Consider the following 15,489-nt stretch of genomic DNA (forward strand, 5'->3'; position numbering starts at 1 on the left):
GCGTAGACCCCACACGCTTCGCTGCCCGCGCACGTCGTTCATGAAAGCGCGAGCGCGCTAGCGCCGCGCCTGCAGCAGCGGCGGCCGACGGTTGAACCACGGGCGCGCCGCCTCCAGTTGCGCCGCGAGGCGCAGCAACAATGCGTCGTTGCCCTCGCGTGCGGCGAACTGAACGCCGATCGGCAGCCCGCGAGCGTTCCACGCGAGCGGCACCGACATCGACGGCTGGCCCGTCAAGTTGAAAAGCTCCGTGCAGCCGGCCCACGCGAATGCCTTGTTCGAGGCTTCGGTCAGCAGCTTTCTCATCAGCACTTCCACCGGCATGGCCGTGACCGCGCGCATCTGGATGCGCTCGCTCTGGCTTGGCTTCAGTTCGCCGATTTTCACCGGCGGAGCCGCGAGCGTCGGGCACAGCAGCACGTCGTAGCGCTTCATCAGGTCGGCGAGCTGCGCCGTGATGCGCTGCTGTACGTCGAGCGCCGCGGGCAGCTCGCGCTCGCCGAGCTTCTGGCCGATGTGCGCCATGGCCCAGGTTGCGATCTCGAACTCCCGGCGGTGCGGCTTCGTGCCCGTGATGTCGTCCGCGTGCAGCACGTACTGCTCGGCCACCACCGACCACAGCATCAGGAACGCCTCGCGCGCCTGTGCGTAATCCACGGGCAGCGAAAACGGCTCCACGCGATGGCCGAGCGACGTGAGCAGTTCGGCGGCATCGTCGAGCGCGCTGCGCACTTCGGGCGCGAGTGTGTCCGCGAACATCGGCTCGGTCAACAGCGCGATGGCGAGCGGCTTCGAGCCGTCGAGCGGGGCGCGCGCGGCGGCGAGGAAGGTGCGGGGCGCGCCGGCAGGCAACGCGGGGTCGCCGGCGATCAGGTCGAGCATCAGCGCGCTGTCACGCCCGCTGCGCGACACCGCGAGATCGACGCCGAGTGCGCCGGGCGGGGGCGGCACGTCGGACGCCGGCTGGAACGCGCGCGACGGCTTGAAGCCGAAGAGCCCGCAGCACGACGCTGGAATGCGGATCGAACCGCCACCGTCGGACGCGTGCGCGAGCGGTACGATGCCTGCCGCGACCGAGGCGGCCGCGCCGCCGCTCGAGCCGCCGGGCGTGTGATCGAGGTTCCACGGGTTGCGGCAGGGGCCGAACAGCTCGGGTTCGGTATAGGGCATCTGCCCGAGTTCCGAGGCGCTGGTCTTGCCGAAGATATTCAGGCCCGCGGCGCGAAACCGCGCAACCACGGGCGCGTCGGCGGTGGGAATGTAGTGGCGGTAATGACGGCTGCCAAGCGTCATCCGCAGCCCGGCCACGGCCGCGCCGAGGTCCTTGACGAGAAACGGCACGCCGGCGAGCGGTCCTTCGCTCAGCGCGCTCACGCCGTTGCCGGACGCCTCGATGCGCCGCGCGCGCTCGCGCGCCGCTTCATAGTCCTTGAGGACGATGGCGTTGATCGCGGGATTGGTGGCTTCCGCACGGGCGATGGCGGTGTCGAGCAGCTCGCGCGCGCTCACCTCGCGGCGGCGCACGAGATCGGCGAGGCCGATGGCGTCGTATTCCAGATAGTCGGATTGCAAGGCGCGCACTCCTCGTCGTTGGGTTGGGGCCGGGCTTGAGCGATACGGCTACGCAAGGAGTGTAAGCGGGCGGCGCGCTTGCGGGGTTTGTCGTTGCGCGCGCATCGATGCAGCAAGGCGTGCGCAACGACGGCCGGGCGACAACCGTCGTCGCCGCCCGAAGGGTATTACAGATGCTCGGCCAGGAAGCTCAACGTGCGGCCGTGCGCGAGCGCCGCAGCGTGCTGGTTGTACGAGGCGCGCACCGAGCAGTTGAAGCCGTGATCGGCGTTCGGGTACAGGTGGAACTCGGCGTTCGGGCGGCCCGCGAAGCGCTCCTTCACCTGGCCCACCGCCGAAAGCGGAATGCCGTGATCGAGTTCGGCGTAGTGGAAGAGGATCGGCTTGGTGACCTTGTCGGCGAGATCGAGCTGATTCTGGATACCGCCGCCGTAGTACGACACCGCCGCATCCACCGAACCGCTGGCGGCCGCGAGGTAGGCAAGACGGCCGCCGAAGCAGTAGCCGATCGCCGCGACCTTGCCCGTGCACTCGGGCAGCGCGCGCAGCGCAGCCGCCGTCGCGGCGATGTCCTCGACCACGAGGTTGACGTCCGTCTTCTGCATCAGCGCGATGCCGCGATCGCGGTCCGCGCCCACGTAGTCGAGCTCGACGCGAGGGGCCGCGCGCCAGAACATGTCGGGGGCGATCGCCACGTAGCCGTCGAGCGCATATTGCTCGACGACGTCGCGGATGTGCCCGTTCACGCCGAAGATCTCCTGCAGGATGACGATGCCCGGACCCTTGCCGCCCCTGGGCAGCGCGAGGTACGCGCCGAAGCTGTCATTGCCGGCGGGAATGTCGATCCATTTGGTCGAAACGCTCATGTTGTTTCTCCGTCTTCATCAATGAGTCATGCGACGCGCCGCAGCGCTCAGGCAGGCGGCTCGCACACTGCCCGCGGCGCATCGCGAAATCGGGGAGCCAGTTTGCCATAGGCCCTTGGACCTCTGCAGCGCACGCCACGGAAAACCCGTTCTCGCAAGCGGATCGTAATGATCTCGATTATTCATTTTTCGGGCAGGAGGGCTTTGGCTAGAGTCGGTAGCGATTGCATCGTCATCGCTCATTCAGCCATACAAGGATCGCCTCATGAGTTCTGCTCCCGCGTTGCGCACGTCGCCCGACTTTTCCACGCCGTTCAGCCGCCGCTTCGGTTTGCGCCTGCCGCTCGTGCAGGGGCCGATGGCGGGCGGCCCGACCACGCCCGCGCTCGTCGCGGCGGTGTCGAACGCGGGCGGGCTCGGTTTTCTCGCCGGGGCGGCGCTCGCACCCGAAAAGATCGCGAGCGAAGTCGCCGCGATTCGCGCGCTTACCGACAAGCCCTTCGGCGTGAATCTCTTCGTGCTCGACCCTGCGAATCCAGACGAAGCCACCGTGCGCCGCGCGCTCGAGGCGATCGATCCGGTGGCGGCTCAGCACGGTTTGCCGCCCGGTGAGGCGCTCGCACGTTACGCGCCCGACTTTCGCGCGCAACTCGACGCGGTGATCGAGCTGCGCGTGCCGGTGGTGAGCTTCACGTTCGGCCTGTTGCCCAAGTCCGACGTCGCGCGCCTGCATGCGGCGGGCAGCTACGTGATGGGCACGGCCACTCACGTGGCCGAAGCCATCGCGTGGCGCGACGCGGGTGCGGATGCGATCGTCGCGCAAGGCGCCGAAGCGGGCGGCCACCGCGGCACGTTCATCGGCGAGGCGCCGCACGCGCTTATCGGCACGATGGCGCTGGTGCCGCAACTCGTCGATGCGGTCGCTGCGCCCGGTGCGGTCGGCCTGCCGGTCCTGGCGGCGGGCGGCATCATGGACGGGCGCGGCATCGTCGCGGCGCTCGCGCTGGGCGCGCAAGGCGTGCAGATGGGCACCGCGTTTCTCGGCTGCGCGGAAAGTGCGATTCCCGCCGACTGGAAGGCGCGGCTGCGTACGTCGACGGATACCGCGACCTCGGTCACGCGCGCGATCACCGGACGCCACGCGCGCGGCATTCGCAATCCGCTCATGCAGCAGCTCGAGGCTCGGCCCGAGACGGTCGCGCCGTACCCCGTGCAAAACGCGCTCACGCAGCCGTTGCGGCAGCGCGCGGCGCGCGAGAACGACGGCGATTATCTGTCGCTGTGGTCGGGGCAGGGCGCACCGCTTTCGCGTACGCGCGAGGCCGGTCTCGGCGCCGCGCAAATCGTCGCTGCGCTCGATGCCGAATGGCGTGCTGTGTCAGGCAAACTGAGTCACGACGCGTGAGGCAGGTAGCCGCATGAGAGGCGAGTCCGCAACGCATCGGCGTGCAAAATTAATCGAATGCTTACTTGAACCGGCACGCGCAAAAAAGTGCGTTCCGGGCGTCCGTGCGACTCGCAAACGTTATCGCGAATGGGAGGGATTTTGATATGGTCGCAAGGCATCCTGGTGTATTCCCGGAACGCGTGCGCTAACACACCAATAACTCCCGTCAAATAATCCAAAAAACGATTCGCACGGGACCCCTCAGGGAATCTCCCAATAATTGGATCCAAAGTCCGGATGCCTTATTACATAAGGCTTGCGGTCGATTGATCAGGGTTTCGAACTGTTCTTGCAGTACGCATATTGGTACTCGCACCAATATCTGAAAAAAGTCCCCCAAATTAATTTGATCACCTACACTTGCGCGCAAGTATGGATGGGCGGCCCGCCATGAACGGACCATTCGCCATGCTGGCCAGGTGCATCAAGGATGCATCCTGCGTGGTCGTCCGCACGGGGAGCGACACGTTCGGGGCGCGGGAGCACTGGGCGATTACGTAGCTTTTGGGTTCGAAACTGGAGACTTACATGACTATCAAGCTTCACAAGCTGTTGCCGATCAGCGCTGCGGCCATTATGTTCGCGTCGTTCGCAACGGCAGCGAGCGCAGACGTTACGGTCAAGATTGGCCACGTCGCGCCGCTTACGGGTGGGATTGCGCACCTCGGTAAAGACAACGAAAACGGCGCACGTCTCGCAGTCGAAGAGATCAACGCGAAGGGCCTCATGGTCGGCGGCCAGAAGGTCACGCTCGTGCTCGACGCACAAGACGACGCAGCTGACCCGCGCACGGCCACCCAGGTCGCGCAGAAGCTCGTCGACGACAAGGTCGTTGCCGTCGTCGGCCACCTGAACTCGGGCACGTCGATCCCGGCATCGAAGATCTACAGCGATGCAGGCATCGTCCAGATCTCGCCGTCGGCCACGAACCCGGCCTACACGCAACAAGGCTTCAAGACGACCTACCGTGTCGTGGCGACCGACGCCCAGCAGGGCCCGGCGCTCGCGAACTACGCGGCGAAGAACCTGAAGGTCAAGACCGTTGCCGTGGTCGACGACTCGACGGCTTATGGCCAGGGTCTCGCGAACGAGTTCGAGAAGACCGCCAAGTCGCTCGGCATGAACGTGCTGTCGCATGACGCGACGAACGACAAGGCCGTGGACTTCCGCGCCATTCTGACGAAGATCAAGGGCGAAAACCCCGACGCGATCATGTACGGCGGCATGGATGCCACCGGCGGCCCGTTCGCCAAGCAAGCCAAGCAGCTTGGCCTGCGCGCGAAGGTGCTCGCGGGTGACGGCGTCTGTACCGACAAGCTGGCCGACCTCGCCGGCGACGCGACCGACAACATCGTGTGTTCGGAAGCCGGCATGGCGCTCGAAAAGATGCCGGGCGGCAAGGAATTCGAAGCCAAGTTCGAGAAGCGCTTCGGCCAGCCGATCCAGATCTACGCACCGTTCACGTATGACGCTGTGTACATCATCGTCGACGCCATGAAGCGTGCGAACTCGACGGATCCGGCAAAGATCCTCGCCGAAATGCCGACGACGGACTACAAGGGCGTGATTGGCGAGACGACCTTCGATTCGAAGGGCGACCTCAAGCACGGTGTGATCTCGCTGTACAACTACAAGTCGGGCAAGAAGTCGCTGCTCGACGTCGTGAAGATGTAATTCGCGCTTAGCGCGTACTTACCCATTTCGCTCACGCGATTGGAAAAGCCCGCAGGTTTCGGCCTGCGGGCTTTTTTTCGTTTGGGGCTGCGCGTGACGCAGTTATCGATGCGCTTTCAGATCCCCAGCCGCCGCAGCACCTTCGGCCCCGCAAACGCCACGAGCGCCGCGCACAACGCCACCACGGCGAGCCCGACCGTGAGGTTGGTCACCTGCGCGATGCCGCCGATCACCACCGGCCCGAACAGCAAGCCGAAATAGGCGATGCCCGCGACGTGCGCGAGCCCTTCGGCCGCGTGGATACCTTTCACGCGCGCAGCGGCCGCGAACAGCACCGGCATCATGTTGGCGAGGCCGAGCCCCATCAGCGTGAAGCCCGTGAGCGCGGTGAACGAGAACGGCAGCAACAGCGCGCCGATCATGCCCGCGCACGCGAGCGAGGCGCTCGCCATCACGAGCTGCGGCGCGCCAAAGCGCGCGCGCACGGCGTCCCCGGCGAAGCGCGCCGCGGCCATGCCGCCCGAAAACGCCGCGTAGGCCGCGCTGGCGAGCGCAGGCGTGGAGAGCACCACGTCGCGCATGTAGACCGTGGCCCAGTCGTACATCGCGCCTTCGGCGATCAGAGCGATCAGCGCGATGGCGCCTAGCGCCCAGAGCGCGGGCGTGCGCCAGCGGTTGCCGGTTTTCGCGTGCTCGCCGTGCGTAGCGTGCGGCACGTGCGGCAGGACAGCCGGGCACGAGACGAACAGCACGAGCGCCGCCAGCGCCGAAGCGAGAAAGAGATGCAGCGCCGGCGCCATGCCGCGCGCGAGCAGCGCGCCGCCAATCGCCGCGCCCGCCATGCCGCCCAGGCTGAACATGCCGTGCAGTCCCGACATGATCGGCTTGGCGACGGCTTCTTCCACGGCGCTCGCTTCGGCGTTCATGGCGACGTCGAGCGTGGCCATGCCCACGCCAAAAAAGGCGAGCACCACGATCAGCATCCAGTAATACGGGACCACCAGGATCAGCGCGCCGCACACGGACATCGTCAGGCCGCCGGTGAGGCAGGCGCGGCGCGAGCCCACGCGCGCGATCCAGCCGCCGATCGTCGTCATCGCGGCGATAGAGCCGCCCGCGACCGCGAAGAGCGCGTAAGAGAGAAGTGCCGGGCTCAGATGAAACTTGTCGCGCACGGTCGGCACGTGCACGCCCCACGACGCGTACATCATGCCGGCGACGAAAAAGAGCGCCATGGTCGCGATGCGCGCGCGATGACGCGTGCCGGCGGGCAGCGCCCGATGGTGGGCGGCTGGGCTCGCAACGGCGAGGGCGGGGTCGGTCGGTCGGTCGGACACGGGGATTCCGGGCAGAAGGAAGGGAAGGGACCAGGAAGGCGCCTGAAAGCAAACGATGATTCTAACGAAGGTGCGACTGGCCTGTCGCAGCGCGTTGGCCGGGTCAGCTGCTCTAATATCAGGAGCATCCATCGTTCGACTCGAGGACGCGCCCTTGAAGATTCCCGCTCACGCCCCACTGCATCTGCTGCACCAGGCGCCTATCGGCACGCTCGCCACGCACTCGCGCGAGCCGCGCGGTTTTCCGTATCCGACGCTGCTGCCGTTCGCGCCCGACGCGCAGCACCGTCCGGTGATCCTGGTGAGCCGTCTGGCCGAGCACACGCGCAATTTGCTCGACGACCCGCGCGCGGGCTTTCTCGTCGCGCACGTACCCGACGCCGACGTGCTGAACGCCCCGCGCGCCACGCTGCTCGGCCGCTTCGAACCAGTCGCGCCGGTCGATTCAGCCGCCCACGAAGCGAGCGAGGCGCTGGCGCGGCGCTACGTGCGCTATCACCCGGACGCCGAGCGCTATCTCGCACTCGGCGACTTCACCTTCTGGGTCATGCACGTCGAGCGGCTGCGTTATATCGGCGGGTTTGGCGCAATGGGCTGGATGGACGGCGCCGACCTCGACGCGCTCCCCCCGCTCGCTCCCGCCGACGAAACCACGCTGATCCGCTTTTTCGAAACGCACCCCACCCGCCGAGCCGGACTGGACCTCGCAGGCGTGGATCGCTACGGCGCCGATCTCGTGATCGACGGCGCCCGCACGCGCTTTGTTTTCGATGCGCCACAGTTTGATTTGCAATCCTTGCATGCGGTGCTAGCCGACTGCATTGAGCGCCATACGCAATGACGGTTTATTCCGCCCATGCGGGCGTTGTCCGCCGTCCTATATAGCGCGTCGCCTCATGCTGCTTCGCAGCAACCGGTTTCTATCCCCGTTGATTGGCTCAAAGTTGTCATGCGATGAAATGTTTGACGTATTTCAACGCATTTAATTTTCATCCGCTGCTAATTATGAGATGTGGATTTATCTGGCAAAAGCGGGATTTAGTAAAAATACCGATTTGCACGAAATGACAATGAGTTAGAGGCTTGCTGGAAGGCGCGGGATTGGAAATCTGGCTTTAATTATTTTTATTGCTTACACGCAACCCGGCATTCAAATCTGTGTTAATCTCGCCACCGATTTCCGAGGCACGCATCTATCAATCGGCATACTGACGCGAGATCAGTAGCCATTAAGATCAAACCACAAGGGCACCTATGTCTTCCTACAAGGAACTTCTCGCTCAGCGAGAGAAGCTGGAAAAGCAGATTGAAGAGGCGAAGGCTCGCGAATATGCCGAGGTCCTCGATGAAATCAAGCAGAAAATGGCCGACTACGGCATTACCCTGGCAGAGCTCGGTGGCGGCCGCGCCAGCGCCAAAGCCGCGAAGGCAGCCAGCCGTTCGCGTGCGAGCGTTGCGCCGAAATACCGCGATCCCGACAGCGGCAGCACGTGGTCGGGCCGTGGCAAGCCGCCGCGCTGGATCGCCGGTCAAGACCGCGATCGTTTTCTGATCCAGAAGTAAATCAACTTGTCAGCGGCGCGTTTGAACGCGCTGCACATGAGTGAAAGCAGGAGCGGAGTCGGGCGAGGTATCTCCTGATTCTCGAAAACAAGAAGCCGCGCAGTCCGGGGACGCGCGGCTTTTTGATTTTCTGCACCATGTGCGGTTTGGTTCGAACCGCATCCACGGCTTGAATGAGAATGCTTCCTGGTATTGTAGGCATCTGATTTAAAAGAGATTTTTAGGGCTATCCATAAAATCGTCGCATGTAGTCGCTACAATCGCGGTTATTCCCTAATTTGCTCTCTCGCCGCGCATGACTTCTTCCGCCGCCCCCCCGTTCTCAGATAAACACGAGGTCGCACGCCGTACGACGTGGGTCAGCGTTGGCGTCAATTCTGTTCTGGTGGTGCTGCAAATCGTCATCGGTGTGTTTGCGCATTCGCAGGCGCTGATTGCCGATGGCGTGCATTCACTCGCCGATATCGTTTCCGACTTCGTCGTGCTGCTGGCCAACCGGCATAGCGGCGCCAAGCCGGACGCCGATCATAACTACGGCCACAGCCGTTATGAGACGGTCGCGTCGTTATTCCTTGGCGCATTATTGATTGCGGTGGGCGTCGGCATGCTGGTGCGCGCCGGCACGCGCATCATGAATCTCGGCGATATTCCGGCGCTGCACGTGAGCGCGCTGGTCGTGGCGCTCCTCGTGCTGGTTTCCAAGGAAGGGCTCTTTCGCTACATGCTGCGCGAGGCGCAGCGCGTGCGCTCGGCCATGCTGATCGCCAATGCCTGGCATGCGCGCTCGGACGCGGCTTCGTCGCTGGTCGTGGCGATCGGCATTGTGGGCAGCCTCGCGGGCGTGCGGCTGCTCGATCCGATCGCGGCGGCCATCGTCGGCTTCATGGTCGCGCGCATGGGCTGGGTGTTCGGCTGGGATGCGCTGCAGGACCTCTCCGACCGCGCGCTCGACGAAGCCGCCGCCGCGGACCTGCGCGCGCTGCTGATGGGCACGCCGGGCGTGCTCGACGTGCACGAGATGCGCACACGCAAGACCGGCGACCTCGCGCTAGTGGATGCGCACATCCTCGTCGATCCGCTGATTTCGGTTTCGGAAGGGCACTACATCGCGGAGACGGCGCGCGCTCGCCTGCTCACCGATGCACGCGTACTAGATGCACTGATTCACGTCGATCCCGAAGACGACATGCACGTGCGCTCCGTGGCCAACCTGCCCGCGCGCGACGACGTGGCCAGGCGCCTGCGAAGCGAGCTGTCGGAGCATGACGTGCATGTCGAAGGCATCACGCTGCACTACCTGAGCACGGGGCTGGAGATTCAGGTGGTGCTGGCCGCGGCGGACGACGCGCGGCGCGTGGCCGCCATGGATCTGGAAGCGCTGCGCGCGCGCCTCGGCGCGAGCAAGCTCGTCGTGATGCAGCCGCTCGATGCGCATGGCGCACTGGCCGCGCACGGCAAATCGCGCGAGTCGCATTGAATGCGCTTGGCGCGGCGGAGAAGCTGCCGCGCCGTCGCGGCTTCACAGCGGCAATTGCGTATCGAACTTGATTTCCCGCAGCACGACGCTCGTGCGCACCTGCGCCACCGCGGGAATGCGGAAGATGCGTTCGTGCAGGAAGGCGTCGTAGGCCTTGATGTCGGGCGCGACGATCTTGAGGATGTAGTCCGACTCGCCCGTGGTGCTGTAACACTCGGTGACTTCGGGGCAGGTGGCGATCTCGCGTTCGAAGGCTTCGACGCCGCCTTCGGTGTGGCGCGTGAGATGGATATGCGCGAGCGCGCAGACGTGCAGGCCAAGCTTTTCGCGATCGAGCAGCGCCGTGTAGCGCTGGATCACGCCCGACTGTTCCATGTCCTTGATACGGCGCCAGCAAGGGGTGCTGGAGAGCCCCACCTGGTCGGAGATTTCCTGGACCGAGCGGCGCGCGTCGAGCTGCAGCAGGCGCAGGATCTTCTGAGAGAACGTATCGAGTGTCAACTGCGCCTCCATTGCGTCGCTGTATTCCTGAATGTTAGAGGCCAGGAGAACAGAACGCAATGCGAAGCGCAGATGATGAGGGAGATTACCTAATTTGCCGGAGTGCTCGCGGCGTTTTGTCCTGAGTCGTCCCCATCAGCGGCGAGCGTGGCTTGCTGTGCGCGCAGGTCGGCCAGCATGTTGCAGAAGAGGGCGCCTTGCTCGATCGCGTCGTCGAGCGCGACATGCGTGTGCGGGTGATCGTCGAACCAGTGCTTCGGAAAGCGCGGCTTGATGCACTTGCGGTACGGCAAGCCCGTCATCGCGAAGGCGAGCGTCTTGATGTCGAGCGCCGACCACGAGAACGGGCAACGCCCGGCAAAACGCATCATGTACCAGAACATGAAGGTGAAATCGAAGCCCGCCGGCATCGCCACGAACACGGGCTTGCCGGGCAGCGCCTCCACCCATTCGACGTAGGCCACGAGCGCCGCCGCCGGGTCTTGCAGATCCTTGCGGCATGCGGCCCAGGCCTCGGGCTGCGTCTCCCACCAGGCGGCCTGCACCGGATGCGGCGCCGCGCCTTCGAGCATCTCGAGATTGGCCGAGAACGTGGCGATCAAACGCTTGTCGGCGGTGTACGCCGCCGAAGCGAAACTCAGCATCGAATGCGGGCCGGGAATGGGACCATCGGCCTCGACGTCAGTGCTGACGTAAATCTCCTCAATTGCGGCTTGATTCATCTTACTTTTCACTCTCATCCAGGTACGCCATCTGCGACGTAGGGGTTGGAGCGGCGCTCCTCGCCGAATGTCGAAACGGGGCCATGGCCCGGCACGAACGTGACGTCGTCGCCCAGCGGCCAGAGCTTTTCGCGGATCGAACGGATCAGGTCCGCATGATTGCCGCGCGGAAAGTCCGTGCGGCCGATCGAACCCGCGAACAGCACGTCGCCGACCGTGGCGACCCGGTGCTTGCGGCTGAAGAAGATCACGTGACCCGGCGTGTGCCCGGGGCAGTGATAGACCTCGAGTTCCTCGCCGCCGAAGCGCACCGTGTCGCCGTCTTGAAGCCAGCGCGTGGGCTCGAACGCCTCGGCGTGACCGAAGCCGAAGCGCACGCTCTGCTGCGGCAACTGGTCGATCCAGAAGCGCTCGTCTTCCTGCGGGCCTTCGATCGGCACGCCGAACGTCGTGGCGAGCGCCTTCGCGCCGGCGCAGTGGTCGAGGTGGCCATGGGTGAGCAGCACCTTTTCCAGCTGCACGCCCTGACGTTCGATCTCGGCCTCGATGCGTTCGAGGTCGCCGCCCGGATCGACGACGGCGGCGCGGTTCGTCGTTTCGTCGACGAGCAGCGAGCAGTTTTGCTGGAACGGCGTGACGGGAATCAGCGTGACTTTCATGCGGGGATCGTGGGTTCGGGTCTTGCGGGGCGGGTACAGCGACGCGTCGAAATCGACGTCGCGTGCCGAAGGCCCCAGCCAAAGGATCGATTGTACCGGGGTGCAGGAAGCGCCGCCGACGCCGCTCGCGACAGCCTCAGTCCCTTGTCTGACAAGGGATGCGGCGGCGCAAGGCGAACGGCTTTGTTACATCAATAGTGAAAAATCATGGAGATTTGTGAGGCACCGGCGTGACAGGAATAACTTTTGGGTATAATGCGACCCATCACGCACGGAATTCGTGCTTTCAAAGGGCGGTGTGACCTTCGTAAAAAAAAGAGGTCGCATACATCGCCGTCAAGCAGTGCTGTCGTTCTAGGCGGGCCGAAACAGGCTGCCTTACAAGATAGCAAATCAGGTGTCGATCCGTTCGACGCCGCACGTCTTGCCCAGCCAGGTGCCACGCGCCTGCAACGGCCTACATGCCGTGACGCTGGGTGGGGCCTACGCCGCCGTTCCTGTGCGCCGAGAGTTTCCGGCGCGCCTGAACGAGCTTCATCGTTCGATGGCGGCATGTGGGGTCTGGTCAGGCTGCCGGGGACAGGTTGCGCCAGACGTGAAAGATAACTAGCGGTTAGCGGCTTATTAGGGCTGCATCCGGGCATTGGCACGCGTTCGCCTTTTTCATTCCAGGCGAGCGATGGCGAAGCTTTGCCCGCGACCGCCGAAGCCTTTCCGACAACGCGCACACATGGCGCGGGACAGGCTTCGAGAACGTGATGGCAATGTTATGAACCTTAGACTGACTCGACGACGACTCGGGAGTCTCGCAGCCGTGTCCATTCTGGCCGGTTGCGCGGTGCCGCCTGCCCAGCAGGACCAGGCATCCAGCGACGCCCTTCGCACGAAGGACGCGGCTTTCACTGCGCCGCAGGGCTACGGCTCCGCGCTCGCTGCGCTGCCCGCATCGGGCACCGCGAAGGACAACTCGCTCGCGAACGCCGAGGCGATCGACGAGAACGGCCCGGACGTCCACTCGTTCCACCAGACCGGCCGCGCCTCGTGGTACGGCCGCGCGTTCCACGGCCGCCGCACCGCAAGCGGCGAGCGCTTCAACATGAAGGCGCTCACGGCTGCGCACCGCACGCTGCCGCTCGGCTCGTATGTGCGCGTGAGCGTGCCCGGCACGTCGAAGTGGGTGGTGGTGAAGATCAACGACCGTGGCCCGTACGCACGTGGCCGTGTGCTCGACCTCTCGTATGCCGCCGCCAAGCTCCTTGGCGTGCAGCACGCGGGTACGGCGAAGGTGGACATCGAAGGCCTCACGCGCCAGGAAGCGAAGGCCGCGCAAGCGGATATGCTTGCCGCGAACTCGAACATCGATCACTAAGCGATCTCGTTTGGGCGTGGCGCTGAGTGCGCCGCGACGCGCCCGAGGCTGACCCGCCTGGCAGAGTCGAATGCATACGCGAAGGGCCGCTTGATTGACTCAGGCGGCCCTTCGGTTTTTCTGGCTGGTGCTTTTGACTGTAGTTGGCTGGCGGCTCAGTCGCCCGCTTCTTCCCCGCCTTCACCCTTCAATTCCAGCGCCCGCGCGTAGAGCGCATTGCGCGACGCGCCCGTGAGCGCCGCCGCGATCTTCGCCGCGCCCTTTACCGGTACTTCCTGAAGCAGCACGCGCAAGAGCGCGTCGTGATCGGCTTCGCCTTCCGCCTGCTCGCTCGCACCTTCCACCACCAGCACGAACTCGCCGCGCTGACGGTTCGCATCCGCTGCGAGCCACGTTGGCGCTTCGGCCAGGGTGCCGCTCCAGAGCGACTCGTGTAGCTTCGTCAATTCGCGGGCGATGAGGATGCGGCGCGCGGGACCGAACGCATCGGCGAGCGACTGCACGGTTTCGACGATGCGATGCGGGGCTTCGTAGAACACCATCGCGTGCGTATGCGAGGCGAGCGGCTGCAATGCGGCTGCACGCTGCTTGGGCTTGGGCGGCAGAAAACCGAGGAACGTGAAGGTCGAGACCCAGTCGCCGGCAGCGGAAAGCGCCGTTGCGAGTGCGCTCGCGCCAGGTAGCGGCATGACGTTCAGGCCGGCGGCGCGCACGGCGTCCACGAGTTTCGCGCCCGGATCGGAAATGCCGGGCGTGCCCGCGTCCGAAACGCAGGCCACGCGCTCGCCGGCGCGCAGAAATTCGATCACGCGCTGCGCGGCCTCGCGCTCGTTGTGCTCGTGCACGGCGACGAGCGGCTTCGAAATACCGTAGCGCGCGAGGAGCTGGCCGGTGTTGCGCGTGTCTTCGGCGGCGATGCGATCGACGAGGCCGAGCACGTGCAGGGCGCGCAGCGTGATGTCGGCGACATTGCCGATGGGCGTGGCCACGACGTACAGCGTGGCGGCCGGATACTGCTGGGCCTGTGCGAGTTCGAAGGGGGACGAGAGGGACGTCATGACACGCAACGCGCGAAAGCAGGAAAAGAGGCCGACATTGTGCCACGCGGGCGCGAGCGCACCCGAGGGAAGCGGCGCGAACGAAAGTGCACGCGTCGACAACTTTTGCGCGCGGGCGCAGTCGAATGCCCAACGCCGCGCGACGGGCGCGCGTTTCGAGGCGCACGCACTGGCGTTTTTGCGTCGCGAGCGCCTGGAGCTGGTCGCGCGCAACGTGAATTGCCGCGGCGGCGAACTCGATCTCGTGATGCGTGAGCGCGACGGCACGCTGGTTTTCGTGGAAGTGCGCGCCCGCGCGCGGCCGGCATTCGGCGGGGCGGCGGCGAGCGTGGGATGGCGCAAACAGCAGCGCGTACTGCGCGCGGCGCGCTACTTTCTCGCGACGTGGCGCGCCGCCGATGCGAACGGGAAAGCGGCCACGCAAGCGCGAACGCCGCCCGCGTGCCGCTTCGACGTGATCGCGTTCGAGAGCGGCCGGCTCGTCTGGCTGCGCGACGCTTTTCAACCGGAAGCGCACGAGAGCTAAAACTTACGCAATAGAAAGAAGGGTGAAAATGAACGCCCTCGAGTGCGCTAAACTTGCGGCACGCCGCACCGCGCGGAAATTTTGCGATACCCGCAGTACAGATTAGAGAGTCGATGTCCGTCGAACGCATTCAACAGCACTTCCGCGATAGCGCAGCCACTACGCTCGCGGCCATGGAAACCCTGGCGGTCCCGATAGCCGCCGCGGTCGATACGATGTTCGCCGCGCTCGCGAACAGCAACAAGATTCTCGCGTGTGGCAATGGCGGATCCGCCGCCACCGCCCAGCAACTCGCCGCCGAACTGATCGGCCGGTTCGAGCGCGAACGCCCGGGCCTGCCCGCGCTCGCGCTGACCACCGACGCCTCGGTGCTCACCGCGGTTGCCAACGATTACGCGTACGAGCAGGTATTCGCGAAGCAGGTGCGTGCGCTTGGCCAGCCCGGCGACGTGCTGCTCGCTATCACGACCTCGGGCAACTCCGTGAACGTGCTGGCCGCCATTCAGGAAGCGCACGAACGCGAAATGGTCGTGATCGCGCTGACCGGCAAGGGCGGCGGCGACGTGAACAGCGTGCTCGCCGATACCGACATTCAGCTGTGCGTGCCGAGTGACCGGACGGCGCGTGTTCAGGAAGTGCATCTGTTAACTATTCACTGCCTGTGCGACGGCATCGACGCGATGCTGCTGGGCGAAGACTGACACCGTAAGACGAAGAG

15 protein-coding genes are annotated in these 15,489 nt (G+C 65.1%); 8 read left to right on the forward strand and 7 right to left on the reverse strand.

Annotation, left to right across the window (positions count from 1 at the left end):
- Positions 1 to 57: 57 nt before the first annotated feature.
- A complete protein-coding gene (locus tag AB4Y36_RS08150; protein WP_368682693.1) occupies positions 58 to 1,572 on the reverse strand; it encodes an amidase in 1,515 nt (504 codons plus the stop codon).
- Positions 1,573 to 1,739: 167 nt separating this feature from the next.
- A complete protein-coding gene (locus AB4Y36_RS08155; protein ID WP_368682694.1) occupies positions 1,740 to 2,438 on the reverse strand; it encodes a dienelactone hydrolase family protein in 699 nt (232 codons plus the stop codon).
- A 265-nt stretch (positions 2,439 to 2,703) separates the two neighbouring features.
- On the opposite strand from AB4Y36_RS08155, the gene AB4Y36_RS08160 reads away from it, so the two are divergent.
- Together AB4Y36_RS08160 and AB4Y36_RS08165 are read left to right on the forward strand one after the other, a co-directional pair.
- Positions 2,704 to 3,843: an NAD(P)H-dependent flavin oxidoreductase gene (locus AB4Y36_RS08160; protein WP_368682695.1), complete on the forward strand. Its 1,140-nt coding sequence runs from the start codon at positions 2,704 to 2,706 to the stop codon at positions 3,841 to 3,843.
- Between the two features lie 570 nt (positions 3,844 to 4,413).
- Positions 4,414 to 5,559: a branched-chain amino acid ABC transporter substrate-binding protein gene (locus AB4Y36_RS08165; protein ID WP_342924397.1), complete on the forward strand. Its 1,146-nt coding sequence runs from the start codon at positions 4,414 to 4,416 to the stop codon at positions 5,557 to 5,559.
- Between the two features lie 116 nt (positions 5,560 to 5,675).
- On the opposite strand, the gene AB4Y36_RS08170 is transcribed toward AB4Y36_RS08165, so the two are convergent.
- Positions 5,676 to 6,896, reverse strand: a complete 1,221-nt coding sequence (locus AB4Y36_RS08170) for an MFS transporter (RefSeq protein ID WP_368682696.1) — start codon at positions 6,894 to 6,896, stop codon at positions 5,676 to 5,678.
- A 154-nt stretch (positions 6,897 to 7,050) separates the two neighbouring features.
- Here AB4Y36_RS08170 and AB4Y36_RS08175 point away from each other — a divergent pair, with 154 nt between their 5' ends.
- The 3 genes from AB4Y36_RS08175 (at position 7,051) to AB4Y36_RS08185 (ending at position 9,936) form a co-directional block, all read left to right on the forward strand.
- Positions 7,051 to 7,737: a HugZ family protein gene (locus tag AB4Y36_RS08175; RefSeq protein ID WP_368682697.1), complete on the forward strand. Its 687-nt coding sequence runs from the start codon at positions 7,051 to 7,053 to the stop codon at positions 7,735 to 7,737.
- Between the two features lie 413 nt (positions 7,738 to 8,150).
- Positions 8,151 to 8,459: an H-NS family nucleoid-associated regulatory protein gene (locus AB4Y36_RS08180; RefSeq protein ID WP_069265202.1), complete on the forward strand. Its 309-nt coding sequence runs from the start codon at positions 8,151 to 8,153 to the stop codon at positions 8,457 to 8,459.
- Positions 8,460 to 8,754: 295 nt separating this feature from the next.
- Entirely contained in the window at positions 8,755 to 9,936 is a 1,182-nt protein-coding gene (locus tag AB4Y36_RS08185; protein ID WP_368682698.1) for a cation diffusion facilitator family transporter, read from the forward strand.
- A gap of 42 nt (positions 9,937 to 9,978) precedes the next feature.
- Here the strand turns inward: AB4Y36_RS08185 and AB4Y36_RS08190 are convergent, their stop codons facing one another.
- From AB4Y36_RS08190 to AB4Y36_RS08200, 3 genes are all read right to left on the reverse strand, one after another.
- The gene (locus AB4Y36_RS08190; protein WP_174479506.1) at positions 9,979 to 10,449 is read right to left on the reverse strand and encodes an Lrp/AsnC family transcriptional regulator; all 471 of its coding nucleotides are present in this window, start codon (positions 10,447 to 10,449) and stop codon (positions 9,979 to 9,981) included.
- 77 nt (positions 10,450 to 10,526) lie between these two features.
- Positions 10,527 to 11,159 (reverse strand): exonuclease, encoded by a 633-nt coding sequence (locus tag AB4Y36_RS08195; RefSeq protein ID WP_368682699.1) that lies wholly within the window; start codon positions 11,157 to 11,159, stop codon positions 10,527 to 10,529.
- Between the two features lie 14 nt (positions 11,160 to 11,173).
- Positions 11,174 to 11,818 carry an MBL fold metallo-hydrolase gene (locus AB4Y36_RS08200; RefSeq protein ID WP_368682700.1) on the reverse strand — a complete coding sequence of 215 codons (645 nt, stop codon included), beginning with the start codon at positions 11,816 to 11,818 and terminating at the stop codon, positions 11,174 to 11,176.
- A gap of 769 nt (positions 11,819 to 12,587) precedes the next feature.
- Here AB4Y36_RS08200 and AB4Y36_RS08205 point away from each other — a divergent pair.
- Complete coding sequence (locus tag AB4Y36_RS08205) at positions 12,588 to 13,187, forward strand: septal ring lytic transglycosylase RlpA family protein (protein ID WP_069265199.1); 600 nt, start codon at positions 12,588 to 12,590, stop codon at positions 13,185 to 13,187.
- A gap of 155 nt (positions 13,188 to 13,342) precedes the next feature.
- Here the strand turns inward: AB4Y36_RS08205 and rsmI are convergent, their stop codons facing one another.
- Positions 13,343 to 14,245, reverse strand: a complete 903-nt coding sequence (rsmI, locus tag AB4Y36_RS08210; RefSeq protein WP_368682701.1) for a 16S rRNA (cytidine(1402)-2'-O)-methyltransferase — start codon at positions 14,243 to 14,245, stop codon at positions 13,343 to 13,345.
- Here rsmI and AB4Y36_RS08215 point away from each other — a divergent pair.
- Positions 14,244 to 14,771 carry a YraN family protein gene (locus tag AB4Y36_RS08215; RefSeq protein ID WP_368618035.1) on the forward strand — a complete coding sequence of 176 codons (528 nt, stop codon included), beginning with the start codon at positions 14,244 to 14,246 and terminating at the stop codon, positions 14,769 to 14,771. The genes rsmI and AB4Y36_RS08215 overlap by 2 nt on opposite strands.
- Positions 14,772 to 14,884: 113 nt before the next feature.
- On the forward strand, positions 14,885 to 15,472 hold the full coding sequence (locus tag AB4Y36_RS08220; RefSeq protein ID WP_069265196.1) for a phosphoheptose isomerase: 588 nt from the start codon (positions 14,885 to 14,887) through the stop codon (positions 15,470 to 15,472).
- Positions 15,473 to 15,489 lie beyond the last annotated feature (17 nt).

Origin of the sequence: Paraburkholderia sp. BR10936 (assembly GCF_040965735.1) — a bacterium.
Lineage (GTDB): Bacteria > Pseudomonadota > Gammaproteobacteria > Burkholderiales > Burkholderiaceae > Paraburkholderia > Paraburkholderia nodosa_A.

Bases quoted from the DNA above. Each gene is read 5' to 3' on its own strand.
- AB4Y36_RS08155 (WP_368682694.1), bottom strand. From the start codon at position 2,438: ATGAGCGTTTCGACCAAATGGATCGACATTCCCGCCGGCAATGACAGC.
- AB4Y36_RS08160 (WP_368682695.1), top strand. From the start codon at position 2,704: ATGAGTTCTGCTCCCGCGTTGCGCACGTCGCCCGACTTTTCCACGCCG.
- AB4Y36_RS08165 (WP_342924397.1), top strand. From the start codon at position 4,414: ATGACTATCAAGCTTCACAAGCTGTTGCCGATCAGCGCTGCGGCCATT.
- AB4Y36_RS08180 (WP_069265202.1), top strand. From the start codon at position 8,151: ATGTCTTCCTACAAGGAACTTCTCGCTCAGCGAGAGAAGCTGGAAAAG.
- AB4Y36_RS08185 (WP_368682698.1), top strand. From the start codon at position 8,755: ATGACTTCTTCCGCCGCCCCCCCGTTCTCAGATAAACACGAGGTCGCA.
- AB4Y36_RS08190 (WP_174479506.1), bottom strand. From the start codon at position 10,449: ATGGAGGCGCAGTTGACACTCGATACGTTCTCTCAGAAGATCCTGCGC.
- AB4Y36_RS08195 (WP_368682699.1), bottom strand. From the start codon at position 11,159: ATGAATCAAGCCGCAATTGAGGAGATTTACGTCAGCACTGACGTCGAG.
- AB4Y36_RS08200 (WP_368682700.1), bottom strand. From the start codon at position 11,818: ATGAAAGTCACGCTGATTCCCGTCACGCCGTTCCAGCAAAACTGCTCG.
- AB4Y36_RS08205 (WP_069265199.1), top strand. From the start codon at position 12,588: ATGAACCTTAGACTGACTCGACGACGACTCGGGAGTCTCGCAGCCGTG.
- AB4Y36_RS08215 (WP_368618035.1), top strand. From the start codon at position 14,244: ATGACACGCAACGCGCGAAAGCAGGAAAAGAGGCCGACATTGTGCCAC.
- rsmI (WP_368682701.1), bottom strand. From the start codon at position 14,245: ATGACGTCCCTCTCGTCCCCCTTCGAACTCGCACAGGCCCAGCAGTAT.
- AB4Y36_RS08220 (WP_069265196.1), top strand. From the start codon at position 14,885: ATGTCCGTCGAACGCATTCAACAGCACTTCCGCGATAGCGCAGCCACT.